Origin of the sequence: Pseudomonas sp. 3HC3 (genome assembly GCF_044904505.1) — a bacterium.
Lineage (GTDB): Bacteria > Pseudomonadota > Gammaproteobacteria > Pseudomonadales > Pseudomonadaceae > Aquipseudomonas > Aquipseudomonas putida_Y.
In genome coordinates, this window is record NZ_JADDRH010000015.1 from 26,303 (window position 1) to 52,541 (window position 26,239).

22 protein-coding genes are annotated in these 26,239 nt (G+C 62.9%); 9 read left to right on the forward strand and 13 right to left on the reverse strand.

What is annotated here, in order from left to right; genetic code table 11:
- Nucleotides 1–31: 31 nt before the first annotated feature.
- Entirely contained in the window at nucleotides 32–274 is a 243-nt protein-coding gene (locus INQ47_RS18580; RefSeq protein WP_020193386.1) for a hypothetical protein, read from the forward strand.
- A gap of 132 nt (nucleotides 275–406) precedes the next feature.
- A complete protein-coding gene (gene zapE / locus INQ47_RS18585) occupies nucleotides 407–1,477 on the forward strand; it encodes a cell division protein ZapE (RefSeq protein WP_404702300.1) in 1,071 nt (356 codons plus the stop codon).
- A gap of 566 nt (nucleotides 1,478–2,043) precedes the next feature.
- Here zapE and INQ47_RS18590 read toward each other — a convergent pair.
- Nucleotides 2,044–3,933 carry a propionyl-CoA synthetase gene (locus INQ47_RS18590; protein ID WP_404702301.1) on the reverse strand — a complete coding sequence of 630 codons (1,890 nt, stop codon included), beginning with the start codon at nucleotides 3,931–3,933 and terminating at the stop codon, nucleotides 2,044–2,046.
- Between the two features lie 178 nt (nucleotides 3,934–4,111).
- On the opposite strand from INQ47_RS18590, the gene INQ47_RS18595 reads away from it, so the two are divergent.
- Nucleotides 4,112–4,978, forward strand: coding sequence for a LysR family transcriptional regulator (locus INQ47_RS18595; protein WP_021782868.1), 867 nt, complete (start codon nucleotides 4,112–4,114; stop codon nucleotides 4,976–4,978).
- Here INQ47_RS18595 and INQ47_RS18600 read toward each other — a convergent pair.
- From INQ47_RS18600 to INQ47_RS18620, 5 genes are all read right to left on the reverse strand, one after another.
- Nucleotides 4,952–6,106, reverse strand: a complete 1,155-nt coding sequence (locus INQ47_RS18600) for an HPP family protein (protein WP_404702302.1) — start codon at nucleotides 6,104–6,106, stop codon at nucleotides 4,952–4,954. The two genes, INQ47_RS18595 and INQ47_RS18600, sit on opposite strands and share 27 nt — an antisense overlap.
- 239 nt (nucleotides 6,107–6,345) lie before the next feature.
- Nucleotides 6,346–7,665 (reverse strand): sensor histidine kinase, encoded by a 1,320-nt coding sequence (locus INQ47_RS18605; protein WP_404702303.1) that lies wholly within the window; start codon nucleotides 7,663–7,665, stop codon nucleotides 6,346–6,348.
- Nucleotides 7,662–8,330 (reverse strand): response regulator transcription factor, encoded by a 669-nt coding sequence (locus tag INQ47_RS18610; RefSeq protein ID WP_103469233.1) that lies wholly within the window; start codon nucleotides 8,328–8,330, stop codon nucleotides 7,662–7,664. Before INQ47_RS18610 ends, INQ47_RS18605 begins: the two co-directional genes overlap by 4 nt.
- A complete protein-coding gene (locus tag INQ47_RS18615) occupies nucleotides 8,331–8,645 on the reverse strand; it encodes a PepSY domain-containing protein (protein ID WP_392519311.1) in 315 nt (104 codons plus the stop codon).
- Nucleotides 8,645–8,953 (reverse strand): PepSY domain-containing protein, encoded by a 309-nt coding sequence (locus INQ47_RS18620; RefSeq protein WP_404702304.1) that lies wholly within the window; start codon nucleotides 8,951–8,953, stop codon nucleotides 8,645–8,647. The genes INQ47_RS18615 and INQ47_RS18620 overlap by 1 nt, the downstream gene beginning before the upstream one ends.
- Before the next feature lie 237 nt (nucleotides 8,954–9,190).
- On the opposite strand from INQ47_RS18620, the gene INQ47_RS18625 reads away from it, so the two are divergent.
- Together INQ47_RS18625 and queD are read left to right on the forward strand one after the other, a co-directional pair.
- A complete protein-coding gene (locus INQ47_RS18625) occupies nucleotides 9,191–10,270 on the forward strand; it encodes a patatin-like phospholipase family protein (RefSeq protein ID WP_209964892.1) in 1,080 nt (359 codons plus the stop codon).
- 53 nt (nucleotides 10,271–10,323) lie between these two features.
- Nucleotides 10,324–10,680: a 6-carboxytetrahydropterin synthase QueD gene (queD, locus tag INQ47_RS18630; RefSeq protein WP_003250327.1), complete on the forward strand. Its 357-nt coding sequence runs from the start codon at nucleotides 10,324–10,326 to the stop codon at nucleotides 10,678–10,680.
- A 10-nt stretch (nucleotides 10,681–10,690) separates the two neighbouring features.
- On the opposite strand, the gene INQ47_RS18635 is transcribed toward queD, so the two are convergent.
- A complete protein-coding gene (locus tag INQ47_RS18635; RefSeq protein WP_181004865.1) occupies nucleotides 10,691–11,173 on the reverse strand; it encodes a DUF1289 domain-containing protein in 483 nt (160 codons plus the stop codon).
- A 405-nt stretch (nucleotides 11,174–11,578) separates the two neighbouring features.
- Between INQ47_RS18635 and acnB the strand changes: the two genes are divergently transcribed.
- Entirely contained in the window at nucleotides 11,579–14,188 is a 2,610-nt protein-coding gene (gene acnB, locus INQ47_RS18640; RefSeq protein WP_404702333.1) for a bifunctional aconitate hydratase 2/2-methylisocitrate dehydratase, read from the forward strand.
- A gap of 175 nt (nucleotides 14,189–14,363) precedes the next feature.
- On the opposite strand, the gene prpD is transcribed toward acnB, so the two are convergent.
- The 6 genes from prpD to INQ47_RS18670 all read right to left on the reverse strand — a co-directional run bounded on the left by prpD (nucleotide 14,364) and on the right by INQ47_RS18670 (nucleotide 22,827).
- Entirely contained in the window at nucleotides 14,364–15,848 is a 1,485-nt protein-coding gene (gene prpD, locus INQ47_RS18645; protein ID WP_252459467.1) for a 2-methylcitrate dehydratase, read from the reverse strand.
- A gap of 171 nt (nucleotides 15,849–16,019) precedes the next feature.
- The gene (prpF, locus tag INQ47_RS18650) at nucleotides 16,020–17,210 is read right to left on the reverse strand and encodes a 2-methylaconitate cis-trans isomerase PrpF (RefSeq protein ID WP_021782877.1); all 1,191 of its coding nucleotides are present in this window, start codon (nucleotides 17,208–17,210) and stop codon (nucleotides 16,020–16,022) included.
- A gap of 74 nt (nucleotides 17,211–17,284) precedes the next feature.
- The gene (acnD, locus tag INQ47_RS18655; RefSeq protein WP_103444071.1) at nucleotides 17,285–19,873 is read right to left on the reverse strand and encodes a Fe/S-dependent 2-methylisocitrate dehydratase AcnD; all 2,589 of its coding nucleotides are present in this window, start codon (nucleotides 19,871–19,873) and stop codon (nucleotides 17,285–17,287) included.
- Nucleotides 19,874–20,035: 162 nt separating this feature from the next.
- On the reverse strand, nucleotides 20,036–21,163 hold the full coding sequence (prpC, locus tag INQ47_RS18660) for a 2-methylcitrate synthase (RefSeq protein ID WP_021782879.1): 1,128 nt from the start codon (nucleotides 21,161–21,163) through the stop codon (nucleotides 20,036–20,038).
- 60 nt (nucleotides 21,164–21,223) lie between these two features.
- Complete coding sequence (gene prpB, locus INQ47_RS18665; RefSeq protein WP_012053054.1) at nucleotides 21,224–22,114, reverse strand: methylisocitrate lyase; 891 nt, start codon at nucleotides 22,112–22,114, stop codon at nucleotides 21,224–21,226.
- Nucleotides 22,111–22,827, reverse strand: a complete 717-nt coding sequence (locus tag INQ47_RS18670) for a GntR family transcriptional regulator (protein ID WP_404702305.1) — start codon at nucleotides 22,825–22,827, stop codon at nucleotides 22,111–22,113. Before INQ47_RS18670 ends, prpB begins: the two co-directional genes overlap by 4 nt.
- Nucleotides 22,828–23,133: 306 nt before the next feature.
- On the opposite strand from INQ47_RS18670, the gene INQ47_RS18675 reads away from it, so the two are divergent.
- Genes INQ47_RS18675 through INQ47_RS18685 form a run of 3 tightly spaced genes read left to right on the forward strand, consistent with a single transcriptional unit; the run spans nucleotide 23,134 to nucleotide 26,191 of the window.
- Nucleotides 23,134–23,670, forward strand: coding sequence for an ATP-dependent zinc protease (locus INQ47_RS18675; protein ID WP_021782881.1), 537 nt, complete (start codon nucleotides 23,134–23,136; stop codon nucleotides 23,668–23,670).
- 5 nt (nucleotides 23,671–23,675) lie between these two features.
- Nucleotides 23,676–25,211, forward strand: a complete 1,536-nt coding sequence (locus INQ47_RS18680) for an inactive transglutaminase family protein (protein ID WP_252459465.1) — start codon at nucleotides 23,676–23,678, stop codon at nucleotides 25,209–25,211.
- On the forward strand, nucleotides 25,211–26,191 hold the full coding sequence (locus INQ47_RS18685; protein ID WP_404702306.1) for an alpha-L-glutamate ligase-like protein: 981 nt from the start codon (nucleotides 25,211–25,213) through the stop codon (nucleotides 26,189–26,191). The genes INQ47_RS18680 and INQ47_RS18685 overlap by 1 nt, the downstream gene beginning before the upstream one ends.
- Nucleotides 26,192–26,239: the final 48 nt, after the last annotated feature.

Sequence of the window (26,239 nt, forward strand, 5' to 3'; positions counted from 1 at the left end):
TAAGCCCATCGCATTGACCAAGGAGGACCTCATGCCTGTCTCACACGACCTGTACCAGGACCTGCACTACCCGCGCGAAATCGTCCAACAGCGCCGCCAGCAGGACAAGGCGCTGGACCGCCTGCTGGACGAGTACGTGGACATCGACAATCAGGTACTGGCTGCCGAATCGATATCGGCCGGTAATTTCGTCGACGAAGACCTGCGCCACCTCAAGGAGCGTCGCCTGGCGGTGAAGTACATGATCGAGCGCCAGCTGGAGCGCAAGGCATAGCCCGTACAGGTACAACAGGCGGTCAGACCTATCGCAAGAAGTGATGATTGCCCGGCACTTTCTCTATTAGTCAAAATGGCCGCCCTCGGGCAAGCTGCAGGCTGCCCCACCATCGCCCAAGGAGCGTTGCTTTTGTCTGCCTGGATCCCTACCCCGCTGCGCCAGCTTGGCCAACGCTTGCGCGGCACCGCCAATCAACAGAGCGAGCTGCTCGGCTGGTTCGAGGACAAGGCGCGCAGCCGCGGTTATCAGCTGAGTGACGGTCAACGGCGGGTAATCCATTGCATGGCCGAACAACTGACGCAGCTTGAACAAGGCCAACCGCGCAGCCTGTACCTGTACGGCTCGGTCGGCCGTGGTAAAAGCTGGCTGCTCGATGGCTTTTTCCAGGCCGTGCCGATAGCCGCCAAGCTGCGCCTGCACTTTCATGACTTCTTTGCACGCCTGCACCAGGGCATGCACCGCCACCGGGCGCTGGACGACGCGCTGGGCGCAACGCTGGACGAGCTGGTGGGCGGTTGCCGGGTGCTGTGCTTCGACGAATTCCACGTGCATGACATAGGCGATGCCATGCTGCTCACCCGGCTGTTCAACGCCTTGTTCGCCCGGGGCGTGTACCTGCTGGTGACCTCTAACTACGCGCCCGAAGGGTTGCTGCCCAACCCGCTGTATCACGAGCGTTTTCTGCCGGTCATTCGCCTGATCAACAGCTCGATGCAAGTGCTCGAAGTCGGTGGCAACACCGATTTTCGAAGCTTGCCGGCCAACCGCGAGCATCAGCGTTTTACCCAGGGCCATTATGTCTGGCCGGGTGATGCGGCGCAGCGCCAGGCGCTGAACGTGCCGAACGAACACCCGGTGATACTGGAAGTGAACAAGCGCCCGCTGCGGGCGCTGGCCGTCGATGGCCGGCGGGTGGTGCTTGGCTTTGACGATCTGTGCGAGAAGGCCACCGCGGTCATCGACTACCTGGTGCTGGCCAGGGATTATGACGAGTGGGTCATCGATGGGCTGGATGACCTCTCGGAGTGTTCGCTGGCGGCTCAGCAGCGCTTCGTCAACCTGGTAGATGTGCTGTATGACCAGGATCGACAGGTGATTGTCATAGGTAAACGTCCGCTGGAAGAGAGCCTGGGTGGCCCGCTGGCCGACCTGATGCGTACCCGCAGCCGGTTGGGGCAACTGCACCAGATTGCCCCCTGAGCCTGCAGTGCCTGAGACGGCCCTTTCGCGGGTGAACCCGCTCCTACACCACGGCCTGCGCCCAATCACCAATGTGTGTCCACCCCCGATCAGGTGTAGGAGCGGGTTTACCCGCGAATACGGTGGCAGCGGCAACGGTGAACGGCGGCTGGAGATTGGCCAGCAGGCCCGGCCCTTTCGCGGGTGAACCCGCTCCTACACGACGGCCTGCGCCCAATCACTAATGTGTGTCCACCCCCGATCAGGTGTAGGAGCGGGTTTACCCGCGAATACGGTAGCGGCAGCAACGGTGAACGGCGGGTGAAATTGGCCAGCAGGCCCGGCCCTTTCGCGGGTGAACCCGCTCCTACACGACGGCCTGCGCCCAATCACCAATGTGTGTCCACCCCCTCAATCAGGTGTAGGAGCGGGTTTACCCGCGAATACGGTAGCGGCAGCAACGGTGAACGGCGGGTGAAATTGGCCAGCAGGCCCGGCCCTTTCGCGGGTGAACCCGCTCCTACGACGGCCTCTGCCGAACCACCGTTGCGTGTCCCGCCCGCGAGGGGGCCATCGAGGTCAAACCATCAACCCGCCCTGGGCAAATCCGCCAGCACCGCTTCGATCTCGCCCAGCACTGCCGGATCATCCAGGGTCGAAGGCGGCACATAATCCTGGCCATCGGCAATCTTGCGCAGCACCGCCCTCAGAATCTTGCCGGAACGGGTCTTGGGCAGACGCTTCACCAGCCGAACCCGGTTGAAGCAGGCCAGCGGGCCGATTTCCTCGCGCACACTGCCCACCAGTTCCACCAGCAACTGCGCTTCAGCAATGCCCTCGCCATCCTTGAGTACCACCAGCGCCAGCGGTACCTGGCCCTTGATCTCGTCATGCACGCCGATAACCGCGCACTCCGCGACCGCCGGGTGGCGGGCAACCAGGTCTTCCATTTCACCGGTGGACAAGCGATGACCGGAAACGTTGATCACATCATCGGTGCGCCCCATGATGTAGACGAAGCCATCATCGTCCAGATAGCCGCCATCGCCCGTGTGGTAGTAACCCGGATACGTGCGCAGATAGGCCTGCAGGTAGCGCTCGTGGTCCCCCCACAGCGTCTGGCTGCAACCGGGTGGCAATGGCAGGGCAATCACGATCGAGCCCTGATGGTTGGCCCCGAGCAAGTGGCCTTCGTCATCCAGCACGCGAACGTTGTAGCCAGGCACCGCCCGGTTGCTCGACCCTGGTTTCGCCGCGCTGCCCTCCAGCCCGACGCAAGGCGCGGTGACCGGCCAGCCGGTCTCGGTCTGCCACCAGTGGTCGTGCACCGGCTTGCCACTCACCCGCTCCAGCCATTCATGGGTGCTGGAATCCAGTTTTTCCCCCGCCAGGAACAGTTGCCGCAGCGAGCTGAGGTCATGCTTGCGGATCAGTTCGCCCTCCGGGTCTTCCTTGCGGATGGCGCGCATGGCCGTCGGTGCACAGAACAGCGCGTTGACCTGATACTGCTCCACCACCCGCCAATAGGCCGAAGCATCCGGGGTGCGGATCGGCTTGCCTTCATAGAACACCGTGGTACAGCCGTTCATCAACGGCCCATAGACGATCAGTGAATGGCCGACCACCCAGCCGACGTCGGAAATGCCCCACCACACATCGCCGGCCTGCATGCCATAGATATGGCGCATGGCATAACACAGCGCCACGGCATTGCCGCCGTTTTCCCGGACGATACCCTTGGGCTTACCGGTGGTACCTGAGGTGTACATGATGTATAGCGGGTCGCCGGCATCCAGCTCGACGGGCGCCACCGGCTCGGCGCCGGCCAAGGCCGCCTGCCAGTCCAGATCACGGCCTGGCAGCAGTTCAGCGTGCGCTTGCGGCCGCTGCAGCACCAACACGTTGCGCGGCTGGTGCCGGGCCAGTTGCAGGGCGCGGTCAACCAGCGGCTTGTATGCAATGACCCGGTCGAACTCCAGCCCACACGATGCCGTCAGCAACAAGGTGGGGCGGGCGTCATCGATGCGCAGGGCCAACTCGTTGGCGGCGAAACCACCAAACACGACCGAATGCACCGCGCCGATCCGCGCGCAGGCCAGCATCGCCATGGCCGCTTGCGGCACCATGGGCATGTAGATGATCACACCATCGCCCTTGTTCACCCCCAACTGGCGCAGCAAACCGGCCAGGCGTGCTACCTCGTCGCGCAACTGGTTGTAGGTGTAGGTCTGCTGCACGCCAGTCACTGGCGAATCGTAGATCAGCGCCAACTGCTCGCCCCGGCCCTGCTCGATCTGGTGATCGAGTGCCAGGTAACAGCTGTTGATGCGGCCATCAGCGAACCAGCGGTGGGTCCCGTCAGCGTTATCTTGCAGGGTCAGGGCAGGCTTGCGGTGCCAGGCCAGGTGTGCGGCCTGTTCCGCCCAGAAAGCGGCAGGGTCGGAAATGGAATGGGCGTAGCTGTGCTGGTAGCTCATATCGTCAGAAACCCGGTACTTGTTGTTATTGAAGGGCGAAACTTGAGTATGGACCGCTACACCCACCCTGCCATGGGACTAAAGTCACAACCGACCTGCAAATTTGCAGACAACGCAATAACGCCCCATAACAGTGCAAAGCCTCTAGAATAGGCCCCCCTCAAACACCGAGCAGCCCATGGACATCGATCAGGCCCGTACCTTCCTGGAAATTGTGCGTTGCGGCAGCCTGGTCGCCGCAGCCGAACGCCTGTTCGTGTCACAAACCGCGATCACCGCGCGCGTGCAGCGCCTGGAGCAGCAACTGGGTTGCCAGCTGTTCGTGCGTAGCCGCAGCGGCGCCAGCCTGACCAGCGATGGCGAAGCGTTCGTCAGTTATGCCAACCAGTTGGTGCAAACCTGGGAGGCCGCGCGCCGCGACCTGCCGCTGCCTGAAGGTTGCCAACAGGTGCTGCATGTCGGCGGCGAGGTGAGCCTGGGCAACCCGATGATGCTCGACTGGGTAAGTGCCCTGCACCGCGAACTGCCCAGCCATGCCATCCGCAGCGAGGTCAGCGATGGAGAGTCGCTCCTGCGCAAGGTCGAAATGGGCTTGCTGGACGCCGCGCTGGTCTACCAGCCGACCTACGGCCCAGGCCTGCAGGTGGAGCAGTTGATGGAAGAAAAGCTGATTCGCGTGCGCCGGGTCGATCGGCCCGAACCATACATCTACATCGACTGGGGCGAGGCCTTCCGCCGCCAGCACGATGCGGCCCTGCCCGACCGCGCGCGCCCGGCGCTAAGCTTCAACCTTGGCCCGTTGGCCCTGCAGTTCATACTCGACCAAGGCGGCAGTGGCTACTTCCGCACGCGGGTGGTGCAGGCCTATCTGGACAGCGGCGTGTTCGAGCGGGTACCGCAGGCACCGGAGTTCACCTACCCGACCTTCCTGGTGTACCCACGCAAACGCGACAGCGAAGCCCTGCAACAGGCCTTCGCCATCCTGCGCCGGCTGGTAGCTGCCGGCGCCAGCGACTGGTCACAACGCTGGGACCCGGTTATCTGATGCCTCGATCTTGCTGAGCAACTGGCGCTTGAGGCCGGCGATCAGGTCGGTCTGGGTGATCACCCCCACCAGTTTGTCGGCATCAAGCACCGGCAAGCAGTGCAGGCCTTGTTCGCACAACAAGGGCAGCAGGCGTTCCAGCGGGTGCTGGCTGCTGACACTGACAACCCGCGTGCTCATCACTTGCGCCATGCGCACTGCCTTGCGGCCGAACAGGCCGCGCCAGCCGCAACGGCCACGCTGCATGGCCGGGCCAACCAGGTCGCTGAGGCTGACGATGCCCACAAGCTTGCCGTGCTGCAGGACAGGCAGGGTTTTCAGGTGATGGCTGGCGAGCATTTTCCACGCCTGCTCCAGCGTGGTATCAGGCGTGGCGAACTGCACATCGCGGGACATCACCGAGGCTGCGGTGATACCGCCAAGGCTACGCTGCAGGGCGTGCTGCTCGGTGGCGAGGATAATGCGCTCCAGCTCGTCACGGGTGACGTCGACGAACTCGCCCAGCTCTTCCAGGGCCTGGTCCAGGTCTTCACCGCGGATACCGACCCGCTCGCCGGGCAGCGGGTCATGGGTGTGGTGCAGGTCTTTGCGCGGCACCGCGCCTTTCGGGTAGCGCACACCCGTCAAACGGTTGTAGGCGATTGCCACGGTCACCAGGATCAGCGCATTGAGCAGCACCGGCTCCAGCAGGTGATCGCCCATGGCAGTCAACCCCGTGTCGGCCAGCACCGCGCTCACCGCCACACCGCCACCCGGTGGGTGCAGGCAGCGCAACAGGCACATGCCCAGGATCGAGATACCGAGCGCCGCAGCAGCCACCCACAGCTCGGGGCCGAAGCCTTCGCGCATCGCCAGCCCTACAGCGCCGGCCAGGGCGTAGCTGCCCAACACCGGCCAAGGTTGGGCCAATGGGCCGGAATGCACGGCAAACACCAGTACCGCTGAAGCAGCCAGCGGGCCGAGCAAGTGCAGGGCGATGCTGGGCCCATAGGCCATGCTGGTCAGCCAGCCCGCGAGGAAAAGGCCAAGCAGCGCACCGATACCGGCACGCAACCATTCTTTGGGGGGGATGTTCAGGGGGGCCGGCAGCAGCCGCTGCAGACGATTTTCGAAACGCGAGGCAGACATTTGGGCAATCGGGATCTTTGGGTTTTCTGATTAAAAAGAAAGCCCAGCCGAGCTGGCCTGGGCCTCGTATTGCGCATGCAATACCACAAGGGGCTCCGTCCGTGGAGAGATGGAAACCGCAGGGTTTCGTGAGGGAGATTCTGCCGGGCGCAGCGGGATTGGGCTAATTCAAAAAAATGCGCCTGTACTGCAATTTTTTTGTAGTACTGACACCCTCGTGGCGCGCAGCGGCCCCGGCATTATCGGGCCTTGCGCGGCAGGTCGATGCTCACCCGTAGGCCGCCCAGCGGGCTTTCCAGCAAGGCCAGGTGCCCTTCCCAGGCATCAACGATATCGCGCACGATGCCCAACCCAAGCCCATGCCCGTCCACCTGCTCGTCCAGCCGCGAACCACGCTCCAGCACCTGCTGCCGCTGGTCTTGCGCAATACCCGGGCCATCGTCATCGACCCACAGCCGGTAGCCCTCGGCGTTCGACGCGATACCCACGCGCACCTCGCTGTCAGCCCACTTGCAGGCGTTGTCCAGCAGATTGCCCAACAGTTCCAGCACGTCCTCGCGGTCCCATGGCAACAAGAGCCCGGGCGACACATCACTTGCCAGCAGCAGGCCCTCGCCATGAATCATGCCCAAGGTCCCGAGCAACCCCGGCAGTTCGGCATCACAATCAAACTGCGCACCCGGCAGCGCATCCCCTGCCAGGCGTGCACGGTTCAGCTCGCGCGCCAGGCGTTCCTGAATCTGCTGCAACTGCTCACGCATTTGCGCGCGCACCTCCGGCAGACCCTGCAGGCGTTCACTGGAAGCCAGGCTCAGCAACACCGCCAGCGGCGTCTTCAGCGCATGGCCGAGGTTACCAAGGGCGTTGCGTGAGCGACGCAGGCTGTCTTCGGTATGGCTAAGCAAGTGGTTGATCTGCCCCACCAGCGGTACCAACTCGCTGGGCACCTCGGCATCCAGCTGCGAGCGCTGCCCCTGCTGCAACTGGGCAATCTGCTGACGTGCCCGTTCCAGCGGCCGCAGCGAGCGGGTGACCGTGATGCGCTGCAGCACCAGAATCAGGATCAGCGCCACCAGCCCCATGCCCAGGCCGATTTGCTGCAAGCGCCGGAAACCTTCGCGCACCGGTGAATAGTCTTGAGCCACACTGATCGAAATGTCCTGGCCCAGGCGCCGGTAGTCGGCACGCAGGGTCAGCAGTTGCTGGCCTTCCGGGCCCAGTTCATGGCTATCGGAAAGCCCGGGCGCTGCGGGCTTGGGCATGTCCAGGTCCCACAGCGAACGAGACCTCCAGGTACCCTGATCGAGATCGATGCGGAAGTAGTAACCGGAAAACGGCCGCTGATAGGCAGCCGAGATGCGCCGCTCATCCAGCTGTAGGCCCGAAGGCCCACGCACCAATGCCACCAGAAGGTTCTCGCTTTCCTTGCGCAGGCCGTTTTCCAGATAACGTTGCAGGCCGGCTTCGAACAGCCACAAGGTCAGTTGCGCCAGCACCACGCCGACCACCACCAGCACCGCCACCAGGCCAAGGCTCAGGCGCGCCTGGATCGACTTCACTCACCGCTCCCGGCATAGATGTAGCCTTGCCCGCGTCGGGTTTCGATAACACTGCGGCCCAGCTTGCGACGCAAATGGTTGACGTGGACCTCCAGCACGTTCGAGTCGCGCTCGGTTTCACCGTCGTAGAGGTGCTCGGCCAAGTGGCTTTTGGACAGGATCTGCTGGGGGTGCAGCATGAAGTAGCGCAGCAGGCGGAACTCGGCGGCGGTCAGTTGCACATCCACACCCTCGCGGCTCACGCACTGACGGCTTTCGTCAAGGTGCAGGCCGGCCGCTTCCAGCTTCGGCTGATTGGCCAGGCCACGGGCGCGGCGCAACAAGGCCTGGATGCGCAACTGCAGCTCTTCGGGGTGGAAGGGCTTGCTCAGGTAATCGTCAGCCCCGGCCTTCAGCCCTTCGATACGCTCGGCCCAGGAGCCGCGGGCGGTGAGGATCAATACCGGTGTGGCCAGGCCAGCCGCGCGCCACTGGGCCAGCACGTCCAGGCCAGGCAAACCGGGCAGGCCGAGGTCCAGGATGATCAGGTCGTAAGGCTCGCATTGCCCCTGGTAAACCGCGTCTCGGCCGTCAGCCAGCCAGTCCACGGCATAGCCCTGGCGCTGCAGGCCGGCGATAAGCTCATCGGCCAGCGGTACGTTGTCCTCGACAAGCAACAGGCGCATTCAGTCATCTTCCTCGTCTTTGAGCAGGGCGCCGGTGCTGGCATCGAGCTTGATCTCGCGCACCACACCTTCAGTCGTCAGCAACTCGACTTCATATTCGTAGCGATCATCGTCCTCTTCCAACTCGGCTTCCAGCAGACGCGCCCCGGGGTGACGCCCCAGAGCGGTCTCGAGCAGTTGTTCGAGCGGCAGGATGACGCCCTTCTGCCGCAGCTTCAGGGCTTCATCCTGATCGAGGTCGCGGGCAGCGGCCAGAGAGCACACCGCCAGCAGCGCCAGCGCGAAGTAGCGCGCTGGCCGCGGCAAGAGGTTCATCAGCTGTCCTGCTCGTCCTTCAGCACTTCACCGGTCTTGGCGTCCAGCGCCACCTCCCATTCGACGTTCTGCGTATCACGCAGCTCGACCTTGTAGATGTAGCGGCCGTACTCGTCTTCAAGTTCCGAGTCAGTGACGGTGGCGCCCGGGTGCTTGGCCATGGCGGTGGTCTTGAGCTGGTCCAGCGACTTGATGGTCTTGGCGTTGACCAGTTTCACCACTTCGTCAGGCTGAACGTCCCTGGCGAAGGCGACATTGGCGCCCAGGGCAAGGGCTGCGGCGGTGATCAGGGCTGTCAAGGTTTTCATCGTTCTTCTCTCCTGAGAACTGTACAAGTTGTCTACGGGGTTAAGATTAACCACCGGTCCTTAATTCAACCTGAAAACAGCTGGCGGCATGATAGCGCAGTTACGACGCTAGCCAGGCTCGGCAACCTGCAACGAGCGGCCTTGTGCTGCGAAAGGGCCAATACAGGCACATACAGTTATGTTATCTGTAACGGCCCCTCGCAGCACAAGGCTGCTCCTATGCCCAAGAGACACGCCATGAGCGCCATCCACATTAAATACCCCGCCCTCACCTTCAAGGCCGGCCAGCGTGCCTTGCGACACATCCGCGAGCGCGGCCTGCAGGCGGCCGATGTCGGGGTATTGCCGGGCGCGGCGGGTGGGCCGAAGCCGCTGGGCATCCAGGGCCTTGACCTGGCGCTGTTCGGCGAGTGGCTACCCTCGGCACCCCGTCAGCGTGCCCTGATCGGCGCATCGATCGGTGCCTGGCGCTTCGCCAGCGCCTGCCTCGACGACCCGGTCGCCGGCATCCGCCGCCTGGGCGAGCTGTACACCGAGCAGGATTTTGCCAAGGGCGTCACTCCGGCCGAAATCAGCCGCAGCTGCCAACGCATGCTCGATGACCTGCTGGAAGGCCGCGACGGCCAACTGCTGGCCAACCCGCACTACCGCCTGAACATTCTGGTGGTGAAAAGCCATGGCCAGCTCGCTCACGACCATCGCGGCCGCCTGGGGCTGGGCCTGGGCTCGGTGGTTGCCAGCAACCTTCTGGGCCGTTCGCGCCTGGCCCGCCACTTCGAGCGCATCATTCTGCACGATGGGCGCGCCGCCCCTCCGCTCGACACCCTGACCGACTTCCCCTCACGCTACCTGCCGCTGGACCTGGCCAACCTGCGCCATGCCCTGCTCGCTTCCGGGTCGATACCGATGGTCATGCAGGGCGTAAAAGACATCCCCGGTGCCGGCGCCGGCACCTACCGCGACGGCGGCCTGCTCGACTACCACCTCGACCTGCCCTACCGCGGTGACGACCTGGTGCTCTACCCACACTTCACCGACAAGGTGGTCCCTGGCTGGTTCGACAAGGCCCTGCCCTGGCGCAAGGGCGATGCCACCCGCCTGCAAAACGTGCTGCTGATGACGCCTTCGCCGCAATACCTGGCCGCCCTGCCCTACGGCAAACTGCCCGACCGCAACGACTTCAAGCGCTTCATGGGCGATGCGCCAGGGCGCAAGCGCTATTGGTACAAGGCCATCGCCGAAAGCCAGCGCCTGGGTGATGAACTTCTGGAACTGACCGCCACCGGGCGGCTGCATGAACGCCTGCAAGCCTTGTAGCGGCCATGCTGGTAGACTGCGCGCATTATTGATTCACACAGAGTTATGACAGCGTGGAAATTTTCAAGGAATTCACATTCGAATCGGCCCACCGCCTGCCCCACGTCCCTGAAGGGCACAAATGCGGCCGCTTGCATGGCCACTCGTTCAAGGTCGGCCTGCACCTGACCGGCCCGCTCGATCCGCACACGGGCTGGATCCGCGACTTCGCCGAGGTCAAGGCGATCTTCAAGCCGATCTATGATCAGCTGGACCACAACTACCTGAACGACATCCCCGGCCTGGAAAACCCCACCAGCGAAGTGATCGCCAAGTGGATCTGGGACCAGGTCAAGCCGCTGATGCCGGAGCTGTCGAAGGTGCGTATTCATGAAACCTGCACCAGCGGTTGCGAATACACCGGCGACTGATTCGCCCGACTCACTGGCCTTGCGCGCTGCCCATGGCATCGCGCAGGAAGCCGGGGGCAATGTAGCGCTGGTAGTGCGCCTCTGAAAGCAGGAAGAACTCGCGATCGATCGCATCGCGCAATTGTGGCAGTTCCCAGTCACGGAACTCCGGCAGCAACGCCATACCATAGGCCTCCAGGTCACGGATCATCCGCGCCCCGCGGGCAATCAACTGGTAAGCCCAGCAATATTCCGACTGCTGCTCGACAAAGCGGATGGAGCGCTGCTCCAGTTGCTGGCGCAGCAGGCCTTTGTCGAACACCTCAAGCTTGGCCATCATCACCTGCACCAGCAGCTGCTCAAGGCGCAACCACACGGCGCGCTTTTGCGTGTCGTCGTAGCCGTTCCAGTTGATCACTTCGTGGTGAAAACGCTTGCAGCCACGGCACACCGTGTCTCCGTACACCGTGGAGCACAGGCCTACGCAAGGGGTCTTGATGGACTTGTTGGACATGAAAAACAACAGCTTGGCGATGGAACACAGGCCCATGTTAGCCCTTTGTCTAACCAGGGTCACTCGTTAAAGTCGCGTACACCGCCTTACCTTCGGGCTTTTTTTACCGTAGAATCACCCGGCCTTTTCAAAGGCAACAATGTCCGTTGGAAGCTGTTTTCAAAGCGTCACGAGCACAGTTGATCCGGTAGAACGGCGTTGGCCCGGGCCATGCATCCCTCGCATGCCCGCGCCAGCCCTCATCAGCCCCCGTTCTGCAGGCGTAAAACTTTGAAAGCAGCTTCTGTAAGGATTCTTTGCGACCCTGGCTGGGCGGCCCACAAAGCCGCGGCAGCGCATGGGTGCATTGAATGCTGGATAAGCGTCCCGGACCCCCTTTAGGGACCACTGATGAGGGAAATAACTGTGCTTGAAGCCTACCGCAAACACATCGAAGAGCGCGCCGCCCTGGGTATCGTTCCCCAGCCGCTGAACGCCGAACAAACTGCAGGCCTGGTCGAGCTGCTGAAAAACCCGCCGGCCGGCGAAGAAGCCTTCCTCGTAGACCTGATCACCAACCGCGTACCGCCAGGGGTCGACGAAGCTGCCTACGTCAAGGCCGCTTTCCTCTCCGCCGTCGCCAAGGGCGAAGCCAAGTCCCCACTGATCGACCGCAAGCATGCCACCGAACTGCTGGGCACCATGCAGGGCGGCTACAACATCGAAACGCTGGTCGCACTGCTGGATGACGCCGAACTGGGCGCCGTCGCGGCCGAACAGCTCAAGCACACCCTGCTGATGTTCGATGCCTTCCACGACGTGGCCGAAAAAGCCAAGGCCGGTAACGCTCACGCCAAGGCCGTCCTGGAATCCTGGGCTGCCGGCGAGTGGTTCACCTCGCGTCCGGCCATCGCCGACAAGTACACCCTGACCGTGTTCAAGGTGCCTGGCGAAACCAACACCGACGACCTGTCGCCTGCCCCGGACGCCTGGTCGCGCCCTGACATTCCGCTGCACGCCCTGGCCATGCTGAAAATGGCCCGCGACGGCATCGAACCGCAGCAGCCTGGTTCGGTCGGCCCGCTGGCCCAGATCGAAGCCGTCAAGGCCAAGGGCTTCCCGGTTGCCTATGTCGGCGACGTGGTCGGTACTGGCTCCTCGCGTAAATCCGCTACCAACTCGGTACTGTGGTTCTTCGGCGACGACATCCCGTACGTGCCGAACAAGCGCGCCGGTGGCTTCTGCTTCGGCACCAAGATCGCCCCGATCTTCTACAACACCATGGAAGACGCCGGCGCCCTGCCGATCGAATTCGACTGCACCAACCTTGGCATGGGCGACGTCATCGACGTTTACCCATACAAAGGTGAAGTACGCCGTCACGACAGCGACGAGCTGGTCACCAACTTCGAGCTGAAAACCGAAGTGCTGCTGGATGAAGTCCGCGCTGGCGGCCGTATCCCGCTGATCGTCGGCCGTGGCCTGACCGAAAAAGCCCGCGCCGAGCTGGGCCTGGGTGCTTCCGACCTGTTCAAGAAACCAGAGCAGCCTGCCGATTCCGGCAAGGGCTTCACCCTGGCGCAGAAAATGGTCGGCCGTGCCTGTGGCCTGCCAGAAGGCCAGGGCGTGCGCCCAGGCGCATACTGCGAGCCAAAAATGACCACCGTCGGCTCCCAGGACACCACTGGCCCGATGACGCGCGACGAGCTGAAAGACCTGGCATGCCTGGGCTTCTCTGCTGACCTGGTCATGCAGTCGTTCTGCCACACCGCGGCCTATCCGAAGCCGATCGACGTCACCACCCACCACACCCTGCCAGACTTCATCCGCACCCGTGGCGGCGTGTCGCTGCGCCCGGGCGACGGCATCATCCACAGCTGGCTGAACCGCATGCTGATGCCTGACACCGTGGGTACCGGTGGCGACTCGCACACCCGCTTCCCGATCGGCATCTCGTTCCCGGCCGGTTCCGGCCTGGTGGCCTTCGCTGCCGCCACCGGCGTCATGCCGCTGGACATGCCAGAATCGATCCTGGTGCGCTTCAAGGGCAAACTGCAGCCAGGCATCACCCTGCGCGACCTGGTTCATGCCATCCCTTACTACGCCATTCAGCAGGGCCTGCTGACCGTCGAGAAGAAAGGCAAGAAAAACGCCTTCTCCGGCCGCATCCTGGAAATCGAAGGCCTGGACGAACTGACTGTCGAGCAAGCCTTCGAGCTGTCCGACGCCTCGGCCGAGCGTTCCGCTGCCGGTTGCACCATCAAGCTGCCGGAAAAGGCCATCGCCGAGTACCTGCAGTCCAACATCACCCTGCTGCGCTGGATGATCGGCGAAGGCTACGGCGATGCCCGCACCCTGGAGCGCCGCGCCCAGGCCATGGAAGCCTGGCTGGCCAAGCCTGAGCTGCTGTCGGCCGACGCCGATGCCGAATACGCCGAAATCATCGAAATCGACCTGGCCGACGTCAAAGAGCCTGTGCTCTGCGCGCCGAACGACCCGGACGATGCCCGCCTGCTGTCCTCGGTACAAGGCGAGAAGATCGACGAAGTGTTCATCGGTTCGTGCATGACCAACATCGGCCACTTCCGCGCTGCCGGCAAGCTGCTGGAGAAGGTCAAGGGTGGCATTCCGACCCGTCTGTGGCTGGCTCCTCCAACCAAGATGGACGCCCACCAGCTGACCGAAGAAGGCTACTACGGCATCTACGGCAAGGCCGGTGCTCGCATGGAAATGCCAGGCTGCTCGCTGTGCATGGGTAACCAGGCACGAGTGCAGACCGGTTCGACCGTGGTCTCCACCTCGACCCGTAACTTCCCGAACCGTCTGGGCGACGCTACCAACGTGTACCTGGCATCGGCCGAACTGGCCGCTGTCGCTTCGATCATCGGCAAACTGCCGACCGTCGAAGAGTACATGCAGTATGCGAAAGACATCGACAGCATGGCTGCCGACGTTTACCGCTACCTGAGCTTCGACCAGATCGCCGAGTTCCGCGAAGCGGCAGCCAACACCAAGATCCCGGTGGTCCAGGCGTAAGCTGAGTTACAGGTTGTAAGCAAAGCCCCGGCAGCGATGCCGGGGCTTTGTTGTTTGGGCCTGTGCCGGCCATTTCGCGGCTAAAGCCGCTCCCACAGGGCTCCCACGGTGTTCCAGACCTGCGCATGCCCCTGTAGGAGCGGCTTTAGCCACGAAGCGGCCGGCACAGGCCACCTCATATCACAAACAAATCCACGAACCTGTGCACCGCCATGCCTTCCAGTTTCTGCTGGTCCTTGCACAATTCGAAAATCTGCTGACACCGCTGCCGGGCAAAGCGGGTCGCCAGGTTGGCCCTGAACTTGGCCTCCAGCAACGGTATCCCCTCCCCGCGCCGCCGGCGATGCCCGATCGGGTATTCCACCACCACTTGCTCGGTGCTGCTGCCATCCTTGAAGAACACCTGAAGTGCGTTGGCGATCGAGCGCTTGTCCGGCTCCAGGTACTCACGACTGAAGCGCGGGTCTTCCACCACCTCCATCTTCTCGCGCAGGCGGTCGATACTGGGGTGATTGGCATGGAAGGCGTCCTCATAATGCTCGGCCACCAGATGGCCAAAGATCAGCGGCACGGCCACCATGTACTGCAGACAGTGGTCACGGTCGGCGGCATTGGCCAGCGGGCCGCTCTTGGAAATGATGCGGATCGCTGATTCCTGGGTGGTGATGACGATGCGGTCGACTTCATGCAGACGGTTACGCACAAGTGGGTGCAGGGTGACTGCTGCCTCACAGGCGGTCTGGGCATGGAACTCGGCAGGGAAACTGACCTTGAACAGCACGTTTTCCATCACATAGCTGCCCAACGCCTGGGGCAGACGCAACTCGTACTGCCCGGCGGGCTTGAGCGCCAGGTCTTTGTTGGTATGGCTGAACGAAACATCGTAGAACCCCCACTGCGAAGCCGTGAGCACGCCCGGCACGCCCATTTCCCCACGCAAGGCGATGTCGGCCAGGCGCACACCTCGGCTGGAGGCGTCACCCGCAGCCCAGGACTTGCGCGAACCGGCGTTGGGCGCGTGGCGATAGGTACGAAGGGCCTGGCCGTCGACGAAGGCATGGGACAAGGCCGAGAGCATTTGCTCACGATTGGCCCCCATCAGCCTGGCGCACACGGCGGTCGAGGCGACCTTCACCAGAATCACATGATCGAGGCCGACGCGGTTGAAGGCGTTTTCCAGCGCCAGCACGCCCTGGATTTCATGCGCCATGACCATGGCCGAGAGCACGTCACGCATCGGCAGTGGCTTTTCACCCGCAGCAAGACGCTTCTGTGACAGGTGGTCAGCCACTGCCAGGATACCGCCGAGGTTGTCCGAGGGATGAGCCCATTCGGCGGCCAGCCAGGTATCGTTGTAGTCCAGCCAGCGCACCGTGCAGCCAATATCCCAGGCGGCCTTGACCGGGTCGAGGCGATAGGAGGTGCCGGGGACGCGAGCACCATTCGGGACCAGCGTGCCTTCCACCTGGGGGCCAAGGAGCTTGGTGCACTCAGGGAAGCGCAAAGCGAGAAGACCGCAACCTAGGGTGTCCATCAGGCAGTTGCGCGCGGTGTCCAGGGCCTCGCGGGATTCGACCCGGTAGCCGAGGGCGTAATCGGCCAGGGTTTGTAGCACCCGGTCGTAGTCCGGGCGGTCGTTGAGGTCTACGTTGGCGCTCATATCCAGCTCCCTTCAGAATTGCCGGGGCTGCTGAGCAGCCCTTCGCGGGCTTGCCCGCCCCCACAGGTTGACCACGGCATTCAGAACCTGTGGTTACCCTGTGGGAGCGGGCAAGCCCGCGAAGGGCCGCTTGGCGGCCCCAACGAACTAAAGCCGAGCGCCAGTGGTGCGTTAGAAGCTGTCGCCAGGCACGCGAACCCAGCCCTCCATCAGCACGCGAGCACTGCGGCTCATGATTGCCTTGGTTACCGTCCACTCACCATTCACCTGGCGCGCCTCGGCCCCGACCCGCAGGGTGCCCGAAGGATGACCGAAACGCACAGCGCTGCGCTCGCCCCCGCCAGCGGCGAGGTTGACCAGCGTGCCCGGAATGGCCGCCGCAGTGCCAATTGCCACCGCAGCCGTACCCATCATGGCATGGTGCAGCTTGCCCATCGACAAGGCCCGCACCAGCAGGTCGATATCACCGGCCTGCACCGCCTTGCCACTGGACGCAGTGTAGGTGCTCGGCGGTGCGACGAACGCCACTTTCGGCGTGTGCTGACGCCCGGCAGCCTGGTCGACGTTGTCGATAAGCCCCATGCGCACGGCGCCATAGGCGCGGATGGTCTCGAAACGCAGCAGCGCCTGCGGGTCGCCGTTGATGGCGTCCTGTAGTTCGCTACCGGTGTAGCCGATATCGGCAGCATTGACAAAAATGGTCGGGATACCGGCATTGATCAAGGTTGCCTTGAACGTGCCGACCCCCGGCACTTCCAGGTCATCGACCAGCTTGCCGGTGGGGAACATGGCACCGCCACCGCCGTCTTCATCGGCAGCAGGGTCGAGAAACTCCAGCTGCACCTCGGCCGCCGGGAAGGTGACCCCGTCCAGCTCGAAGTCGCCGGTTTCCTGCACTTCACCTTCAGTGATCGGGACGTGGGCGATGATGGTCTTGCCGATATTCGCCTGCCAGATACGCACCGTGGCGATACCGTTGCGCGGAATACGCGCCGGGTCGACCAGGCCACTGCTGATGGCAAACGAACCGACCGCAGCGGACAGGTTGCCACAGTTGCCACTCCAGTCGACGAAGGCCTTGTCGATGCTGACCTGGCCGAACAGGTAGTCGACATCGTGTTCGGGCTTGATGCTTTGCGACAGGATCACGGTCTTGCTGGTGCTCGACGTGGCGCCGCCCATGCCGTCGATCTGCTTGCCGTAAGGGTCGGGGCTACCGATTACCCGCAACAGCAGCGCATCGCGGGCGGGGCCTGGAATTTGCGCCTGCTCGGGCAGGTCTTGCAGGCGGAAGAACACGCCTTTGCTGGTGCCGCCGCGGATGTAGGTGGCGGGGATTTTCACTTGCGGTACATGTGCCATGTTCAATTCCTGTCTTGCACAGCCTCTGTAGGCGCGGGCTTAATCGCGCCTACAGAGGACCGCGCTGCTCTTGGTTAGGCGGTCGCTTCAAGGAAGTCCTGGGCAAAGCGCTGCAGCACCCCGCCCGCCTCATAGATCGACACTTCCTCGGCAGTGTCCAGACGGCAGGTCACCGGCACCTCCAGGCGCTCGCCATTGGCGCGGGTAACCACCAGGGTCAGGGTCGCCCGTGGCGTACGCGCACCCAGCACGTCATAGGTCTCGCTGCCATCCAGGCCCAGGGTCTTGCGGTCGGTGCCCGGTTTGAACTCCAGCGGCAGCACGCCCATGCCTACCAGGTTGGTGCGGTGAATGCGCTCGAAGCCTTCGGCGACAATTGCCTCGACACCCGCCAGGCGCACGCCCTTGGCCGCCCAGTCGCGCGACGAGCCCTGGCCATAGTCGGCACCCGCAACGATGATCAGCGGCTGCTTGCGCTGCATGTAAGTCTCGATCGCCTCCCACATGCGGGTAACCTTGCCTTCCGGCTCGATACGCGCCAGCGAGCCCTGCTTCACGCTGCCATCGTCGTTGCGCACCATTTCGTTGAACAGCTTGGGGTTGGCGAAGGTGGCGCGCTGGGCCGTCAGGTGGTCACCCCGGTGAGTGGCGTAGGAGTTGAAGTCCTCTTCCGGCAGGCCCATTTTCGCCAGGTATTCACCGGCGGCGCTGTCGAGCATGATGGCGTTGGACGGCGACAGGTGGTCGGTGGTGATGTTGTCCGGCAGCACCGCCAGCGGGCGCATGCCACGCAACGTGCGCTCGCCGGCCAGGGCGCCTTCCCAGTATGGCGGGCGACGAATGTAGGTGCTCATGGGGCGCCACTCGTACAGCGGCGCCACCTTCGGCCCACGGTCTTCCTCGATGGCAAACATCGGGATGTAAACCTTGCGGAACTGCTCCGGCTTGACCGCTGCACGCACCACCGCATCGATCTCTTCATCACTGGGCCAGATATCCTTCAGGCGGATTTCCTTGCCATCGACCACGCCCAGCACATCCTTCTCGATGTCGAAGCGGATGGTGCCGGCAATGGCATAGGCGACCACCAGTGGTGGCGAGGCGAGGAAGGCCTGCTTGGCATACGGGTGGATACGCCCGTCGAAGTTGCGGTTACCCGACAGCACGGCAGTGGCATACAGGTCGCGGTCGATGATTTCTTGCTGAATCACCGGGTCAAGGGCACCGGACATGCCGTTGCAGGTGGTGCAGGCGAAGGCGACGATGCCGAAGCCGAGCTGCTCCAGCTCTTTCTCCAGGCCAGCTTCTTCCAGATACAGCTGCACGGCCTTGGAGCCGGGCGCCAGCGACGACTTCACCCACGGTTTGCGGGCCAGGCCCAGCCTGTTGGCATTGCGTGCAATCAGGCCTGCAGCAATCACGTTGCGCGGGTTGCTGGTGTTGGTGCAACTGGTGATGGCAGCGATGATCACCGCACCGTCAGGCATTTGCCCCGGCACCTCTTCCCAGTTGCCGGCAATGCCCTTGGCGGCCAGGTCGCTGGTGGCGACACGGGCGTGCGGGTTGGACGGACCGGCCATGTTGCGCACCACGCTCGACAGGTCGAAGCTGAGGGTGCGCTCATAGACGGCAGCGCCCAGGCTGTCGGCCCACAGGCCGGTGGCCTTGGCGTAGGTTTCCACCAGTTTGACCTGCTGCTCTTCACGGCCGGTCAGGCGCAGATAGTCGATGGTCTGCTGGTCGATGGCGAACATCGCCGCAGTGGCGCCGTATTCCGGGGCCATGTTGGAAATGGTGGCGCGGTCGCCCAAGGTCAGGGCACGTGCACCCTCACCATGGAACTCCAGGTAAGCACCGACCACTTTCTGCTTGCGCAGGAACTCGGTCAGGGCCAAGACCAGGTCGGTGGCAGTGATGTTCGGGGCCAGTTTGCCAGTCAGCTCGACGCCGACGATTTCCGGCAAGCGCATCCAGGAGGCGCGGCCGAGCATCACGTTTTCGGCTTCCAGACCGCCTACGCCGATGGCGATCACACCCAGTGCATCGACATGCGGCGTGTGGCTGTCGGTGCCGACGCAGGTGTCCGGGTAGGCGACGCCGTGGTCGCTGTGGACCACCGGTGACATCTTCTCCAGGTTGATCTGGTGCATGATGCCGTTGCCCGGCTGGATCACGTCGACGTTCTTGAACGCCTTCTTGGTCCAATTGATGAAGTGGAAGCGGTCTTCGTTGCGGCGGTCTTCGATGGCGCGGTTCTTCTCGAAGGCCTGCGGATCGTAACCACCGCACTCGACGGCCAGCGAGTGGTCGACGATCAGCTGCACCGGCACCACCGGGTTGACCTGGGCCGGGTCGCCGCCTTTGTCGGCAATGGCGTCACGCAGGCCGGCAAGGTCGACCAACGCAGTCTGACCGAGGATGTCATGGCACACCACGCGGGCCGGGAACCACGGGAAGTCGAGATCGCGCTTGCGCTCGATCAGCTGGCTCAGCGAGGCATCGAGCGTAGCAGGGTCGCAGCGGCGCACCAGGTTCTCGGCGAGCACGCGGGACGTGTAAGGCAAGCCGTCGTAGGCGCCGGGCTTGATCGCCTCGACCGCCGCGCGGGCATCGAAATAGTCCAGGTCGGTGCCTGGCAGGTGCTTGCGGTATGCAGTGTTCATCATGGAATCAGGCTCGGTCACAGGAATCGGAAGGTTTCACCGTACCTGTGGGAGCAGGCGTGCCCGCGAATGCGTCAGCAGGTGCAATAGGGTTGCCCGGTCGAGCGCATTCGCGGGCACGCCCGCTCCCACAAGGGAAACGGGCTGCCTCTCTGTAGCTATTCAGCGCTGCTCGATCGGCACGAACTGGCGCTGCTCGACGCCAACATACTCGGCGCTCGGGCGGATGATGCGGTTGTTGGCGCGCTGCTCGAAGACGTGCGCCGCCCAGCCGGTCAGCCGCGAGCAGACGAAGATCGGGGTGAACAGCTTGGTCGGAATGCCCATGAAGTGGTACGCCGAGGCATGGTAGAAGTCGGCATTGGGGAACAGGCGCTTCTGCTCCCACATGGTCTTGTCGATGGCTTCGGAAACCGGGTACAGCACCTTGTCACCCACTTCGTCAGCCAGCTGTTTCGACCAGCCCTTGATCACCTCGTTGCGCGGGTCGGACTCTTTGTAGATGGCATGGCCAAAGCCCATGATCTTGTCTTTGCGCTCGAGCATGCGCAGCAGCTCGGCGGTGGCTTCCTGCGGGCTCTGGAAGCGTTCGATCAGTTCCATCGCTGCCTCGTTGGCACCGCCGTGCAGCGGGCCACGCAGCGAGCCGATGGCTGCGGTAACGCAGGAGTACAAGTCAGACAAGGTCGAGGCACAGACGCGAGCAGTGAAGGTCGAGGCGTTGAATTCGTGTTCAGCGTAGAGGATCAACGACACGTTCATGACCTTGACGTGCAGCTCGCTCGGCTTCTTGCCGTGCAGCAGGTGCAGGAAATGACCACCCAGGGTGTCTTCATCACTGGTGCAGTCGATGCGCACGCCATGGTGGGTAAAGCGGTACCAGTAGCACATCACGGCCGGGAACAGCGCCAGCAGGCGATCAGTCTTGTCGCGCTGGGCTTCGAAGGTCAGTTCTGGCTCGAGGGTGCCCATTACCGAGCAACCGGTACGCATGACGTCCATCGGGTGGGCATCGCGCGGGATGCGCTCAAGCACTTCCTTCAAGGCTTGCGGCAGGTCACGCAGGCCCTTGAGTTTGTGCTTGTAGTCGGCCAGCTCGGCCTGGGTTGGCAGCTCGCCGTACAGCAGCAGGTAGGCGACTTCTTCGAACTCGGCACCGGCGGCCAAGTCGCGCACATCATAACCACGGTAGGTCAGCCCGGCACCGGCCTGGCCCACGGTCGACAGTGCAGTCTGGCCGGCCACCTGGCCACGCAGGCCTGCGCCACTGAGTACTTTTGCTTCGGCCATGGTGTTTCTCCTTTCTTGAACTTGTTATGGATGCTTTCTGGCTAATTCGGGCGCTGGCGCTTAGCCCTTCTTCTGGGCAAACAGTGCATCGAGGCTCTGCTCGAAGGCGTGATAACCAATGGCATCGTAGAGCTCCATGCGGGTCTGCATGGTGTCGATCACGTTCTTCTGCGTGCCGTCACGGCGCAGCGCGGTGTACACGTTCTCAGCCGCCTTGTTCATGGCACGGAACGCCGACAGCGGGTACAGCACCAACGAAACATCGACCGAGGCCAGCTCTTCGGTTGTGTACAGCGGCGTGGCACCGAACTCGGTGATGTTGGCCAGGATCGGTGCCTTCACCCGATCAGCGAAAGTCTTGTACATCTGCAGTTCGGTGATGGCTTCCGGGAAGATCATGTCGGCACCAGCCTCGACGCACGCCTCGGCACGGTCCAGGGCGGCGTTCAGGCCTTCGACGGCCAGCGCGTCGGTACGCGCCATGATCACGAAGCTGTCATCGCTGCGGGCATCGACGGCAGCTTTGATACGGTCGACCATTTCCTGCTGGCTGACAATTTCCTTGTTGGGACGGTGGCCACAACGTTTGGCGCCAACCTGGTCCTCGATATGGATGGCGGCAGCGCCGAACTTGCTCATCGAGCGCACGGTACGGGCAACGTTGAAGGCCGAAGCGCCGAAGCCGGTGTCGACATCCACCAGCAGCGGCAGGTCGCACACGTCGGTGATACGACGCACGTCGGTGAGCACGTCGTCCAGGCCAGTGATGCCCAGGTCTGGCAAGCCCAGGGAGCCGGCGGCCACGCCGCCACCAGACAGGTAGATGGCCTTGAAGCCGGCACGCTTGGCCAGCAGGGCATGGTTGGCGTTGATGGCGCCAACCACCTGCAGCGGATGTTCAGCGGCAACGGCGTCACGGAAACGCTGACCGGGGGTGCTCTTCACTGTCATTTCTCACCTCGTGTGCTGTTGTTGTGGGCGTCCAGGTAGTGACGCTCGATATTGCGCTTGGACGCGCCGATGTGACGACGCATCAGGAGTTCGGCCAGTTCGCCGTCACGGTCGGCGATGGCATCAAGAATGCGATGGTGCTCGGCAAAGGCCTGGCGTGGCCGGTTGGGCGCGGCGGAGAACTGGATACGGTACATGCGCACCAATTGGTACAGTTCGCCGCAGAGCATCTTGACCAGGGTCTGGTTGCCGCTACCCTGAATAATCCGGTAATGGAAGTCGTAGTCGCCTTCCTGCTGGTAGTAGCCCAGGCCGGCCTGGAACGCGGCATCGCGCTCATGGGTGTCGAGCACCCGGCGCAGTTCGTCGATGTCGGCCTGGCTCATGCGTTCGGCGGCCAGGCGGCAGGCCATGCCTTCGAGCGACTCGCGAATTTCGTACAGCTCGATCAGTTCGGCGTGGTTTAGCGATACCACCCGCGCCCCCACATGCGGCACGCGCACCAACAGGCGCTGGCCTTCAAGGCGGTGGATAGCCTCGCGAAGCGGCCCGCGGCTGATGCCATAGGTGCGCGCCAGTTCCGGCTCGGAGATCTTGCTGCCGGGGGCGATATCACCCTTGACAATGGCCGCCTGGATGCGCCGGAAGACGTTTTCGGAGAGGGTTTCCGTTTCGTCTGTCAGCACCGGGCCGGGGGTGGAAAGGTCCTGCATATTGTCGACACCTTTTAAAACCATTCGTCAAAAACTAGCCAATCCAGACCAGCAAGTCAAAGACAAAATGAACATTGTCGACAATCGTCTAATCGCGAACTAACACCACTTCAACGCTGTCAGATCGCGCACCGCTGGCGTCAAGACGTCGGCGTGATAGAATGCCGCGCCTCCAATGGGGTATGGATAGCCTGTCTGTCATGCATTCATGCTTGCTGACAGATAAACGAGGAAGCTTGCGCAGTAATTGCCAGTCACCTTGACCTGAACCTTGCCTAGAACCTTGCAATGCACCGCGCCAGGAATATGAGACTTACACCCGTTTTATTGCTGCTGTGCCTCACCCTGCTGCCGGCCCTTGGCCAGGCTGCGGGCAAGACCGTGTATGGTCTCAACGAATACGCGCATCTGGGCGACCTGGACCTGGAAGTGGCCGCCAAGCTCGACACCGGTGCCAAGACCGCGTCGCTCAGTGCCCGCGACATCAAGCGGTTCAAGCGCAATGGCGAAAGCTGGGTACGCTTCTACCTCGCCATTGATGCGGCCCATTCGCACCCGATCGAACGCCCACTGGCACGCGTCAGCAAGATCAAGCGCCGAGCCGGCGACTATGATGCCGAATCGGGCAAGGCCTACACGGCCCGCCCGGTCATCGAACTCGAAATCTGCATGGGCCAGGCCAGGCGCACCATCGAAGTCAACCTCACCGACCGCAGCGCCTTCCAGTTCCCGCTGCTGATCGGCTCCGAGGCGCTCAAGCACTTCGACGCACTGGTTGACCCAAGCCTTAAATACGCGGCCGGCAAACCTGCCTGTGCCACCGACGCTCCCAAAGCAGAGTAATCCCGATGCGCTCTCTTACCCTCCATCTGAAAGTCCTGATCACCGTGCTGGTGCTATTGGGCGTGGCGGTCACGGCTTATCAGATCTTCGTGCTCGGCATCCCGGTGACCGAGGATGAAACCGACGACCTGTGGAACATCGACGCCAAGGTCGAGTTCGTGGCCAGCAGCAAGGACCCGGTCAAGGTGCAGATGTTCGTGCCACCGCTGAACCGCGACTACGTCAGCCTCAACGAGAGCTTCATTTCCAACAACTACGGGGTCAGCATCAACCGTGCCGACGGCAACCGCAAGGTTACCTGGTCGGCACGTCGCGCCAGTGGCAAACAGACCCTCTACTACCGCCTGGTACTGACCAAGCGCTACAGCAGCGAGAAGAGCAAGGTCAAAGGCCCGACCTTCCGTGACAGTCTGGCCGTCGAAGGCCCCGAGAAGATCGCCGCCGAAGCCCTGATGGCGCCTATACGTCAGCACTCGGCCGACGTCGAGACCTTCGTCAGCGAGACCATCAAGCGGGTCAACAACCTCAACGACGACAACGTCAAGCTGCTGCTGGCCGGCGACACTTCGGCGATGAAGAAGGCCCAGGTCATCGACCTGCTGCTGTCGATCGCCCACGTGCCGATGGAGAAAGTGCACACCATCCGCCTGCTGGCCGACACCCCGCAGACCCCGGAGCTGTGGCTGCGCAGCTTCAACGGCGACGACTGGCTGTACTTCAACCCGGACACCGGTGAGCAAGGCCTGCCGAGCGACCGCCTGCTGTGGTGGACCGGTGACGACAACCTGATCACCATTGATGGCGGCAAGAAGGCCAACGTCACCTTCAGCATGAACAACAGCGAGATGAACGCCATCCGCCTGGCCAAGCTGACCGACGAGAACACTGACGCCGACTTCCTCGAGTACTCGCTGTACGGCCTGCCGCTGCAAACCCAGCAAACCTTCATGATCATGGTCATGATCCCGATCGGCGTGCTGGTGATTCTGGTGCTGCGCAACCTGATCGGCATCCAGACCCTGGGCACATTCACCCCGGTGCTGATCGCCCTGGCGTTCCGCGAAACCCAGCTGGGCTTCGGTATTGTGCTGTTCACGGTGATCACTGCCCTGGGCCTGTCGCTGCGCTCGTACCTGGAACACCTCAAGCTGCAGATGCTGCCACGCCTGTCGGTGGTACTGACCTTTGTCGTGGTGCTGATTGCCGCCATCAGTCTGTTCAGCCACAAGCTGGGCCTTGAACGCGGGCTGTCGGTAGCGCTGTTCCCGATGGTGATCCTGACCATGACCATCGAACGCCTGTCGATCACCTGGGAGGAGCGTGGTGGCGGCCATGCCATGAAAGTGGCCATCGGCACCCTGTTCGCAGCATCCCTGGCACACCTGCTGATGATGGTGCCGGAACTGGTGTACTTCGTGTTCACCTTCCCGGCGGTGCTGCTGATCCTGGTGGGCTTCATGCTGGCGATGGGCCGCTATCGCGGCTACCGCCTGACCGAGCTCGTGCGCTTCAAAGCCTTCCTGAACAAGGCTGACTCCTGATGTTTGGCCTGATCAAGACCTGGAAAGCCCTGGAGGCCCGGGGCATCATGGGGATCAACCGGCGTAACGCGGACTATGTGCTGAAGTACAACAAGCGCAACCTGTACCCGATCGTCGACGACAAGATCATCACCAAAGAGCGCGCACTGGCGGCCGGCATCCATGTGCCGGAAATGTACGGCATCATCGAGACTGAAAAAGAGATCGAGAAGCTCGACCAGATCATTGGCGGGCGCAGCGATTTCGTCATCAAGCCGGCGCAAGGCGCCGGCGGTGATGGCATTCTGGTAATCGCCGACCGCTTCGAGGACCGCTACCGCACGGTGTCGGGCAAGATCATCAGCCACGAGGAAATCGAGCACCAGATTTCCAGCATCCTCACCGGGCTGTACTCCCTCGGCGGGCACCGCGACCGCGCGCTGATCGAGTACCGCGTGACCCCGGACCAGATATTCAAGAGCATCAGTTACGAAGGCGTGCCGGACATCCGCATCATCGTGCTGATGGGCTACCCGGTGATGGCCATGCTGCGCCTGCCGACTCGTCAGTCCGGCGGCAAGGCCAACCTGCACCAGGGCGCCATCGGTGTGGGTGTCGACCTGGCCACCGGCGTGACCCTGCGCGGCACCTGGCTGAACAACATCATCAGCAAGCACCCGGACACCACCAACGCGGTGGACAGCGTGCAACTGCCGAACTGGGACGGCTTCATGAAACTGGCCGCTGGCTGCTATGAACTGTGTGGCCTGGGCTATATCGGCGTGGACATGGTGCTTGACCAGGAGAAAGGCCCGCTGATTCTGGAGCTCAACGCCCGCCCGGGGCTGAACATCCAGATTGCCAACGATTGCGGCCTGACTCAGCGCACCCATGCCATCGAGGCACACATCGAAGCACTGGCCAAGGAGGGTGTGACCGAAGACGCCGAGCAGCGGGTACGGGTAGCACAGGGTCTATTCGGGCATGTGCCTAACCGCTGAAATACAGGGGCTGCCTTGCAGCCCATTCGCAGCACAAGGTTGCGCCTG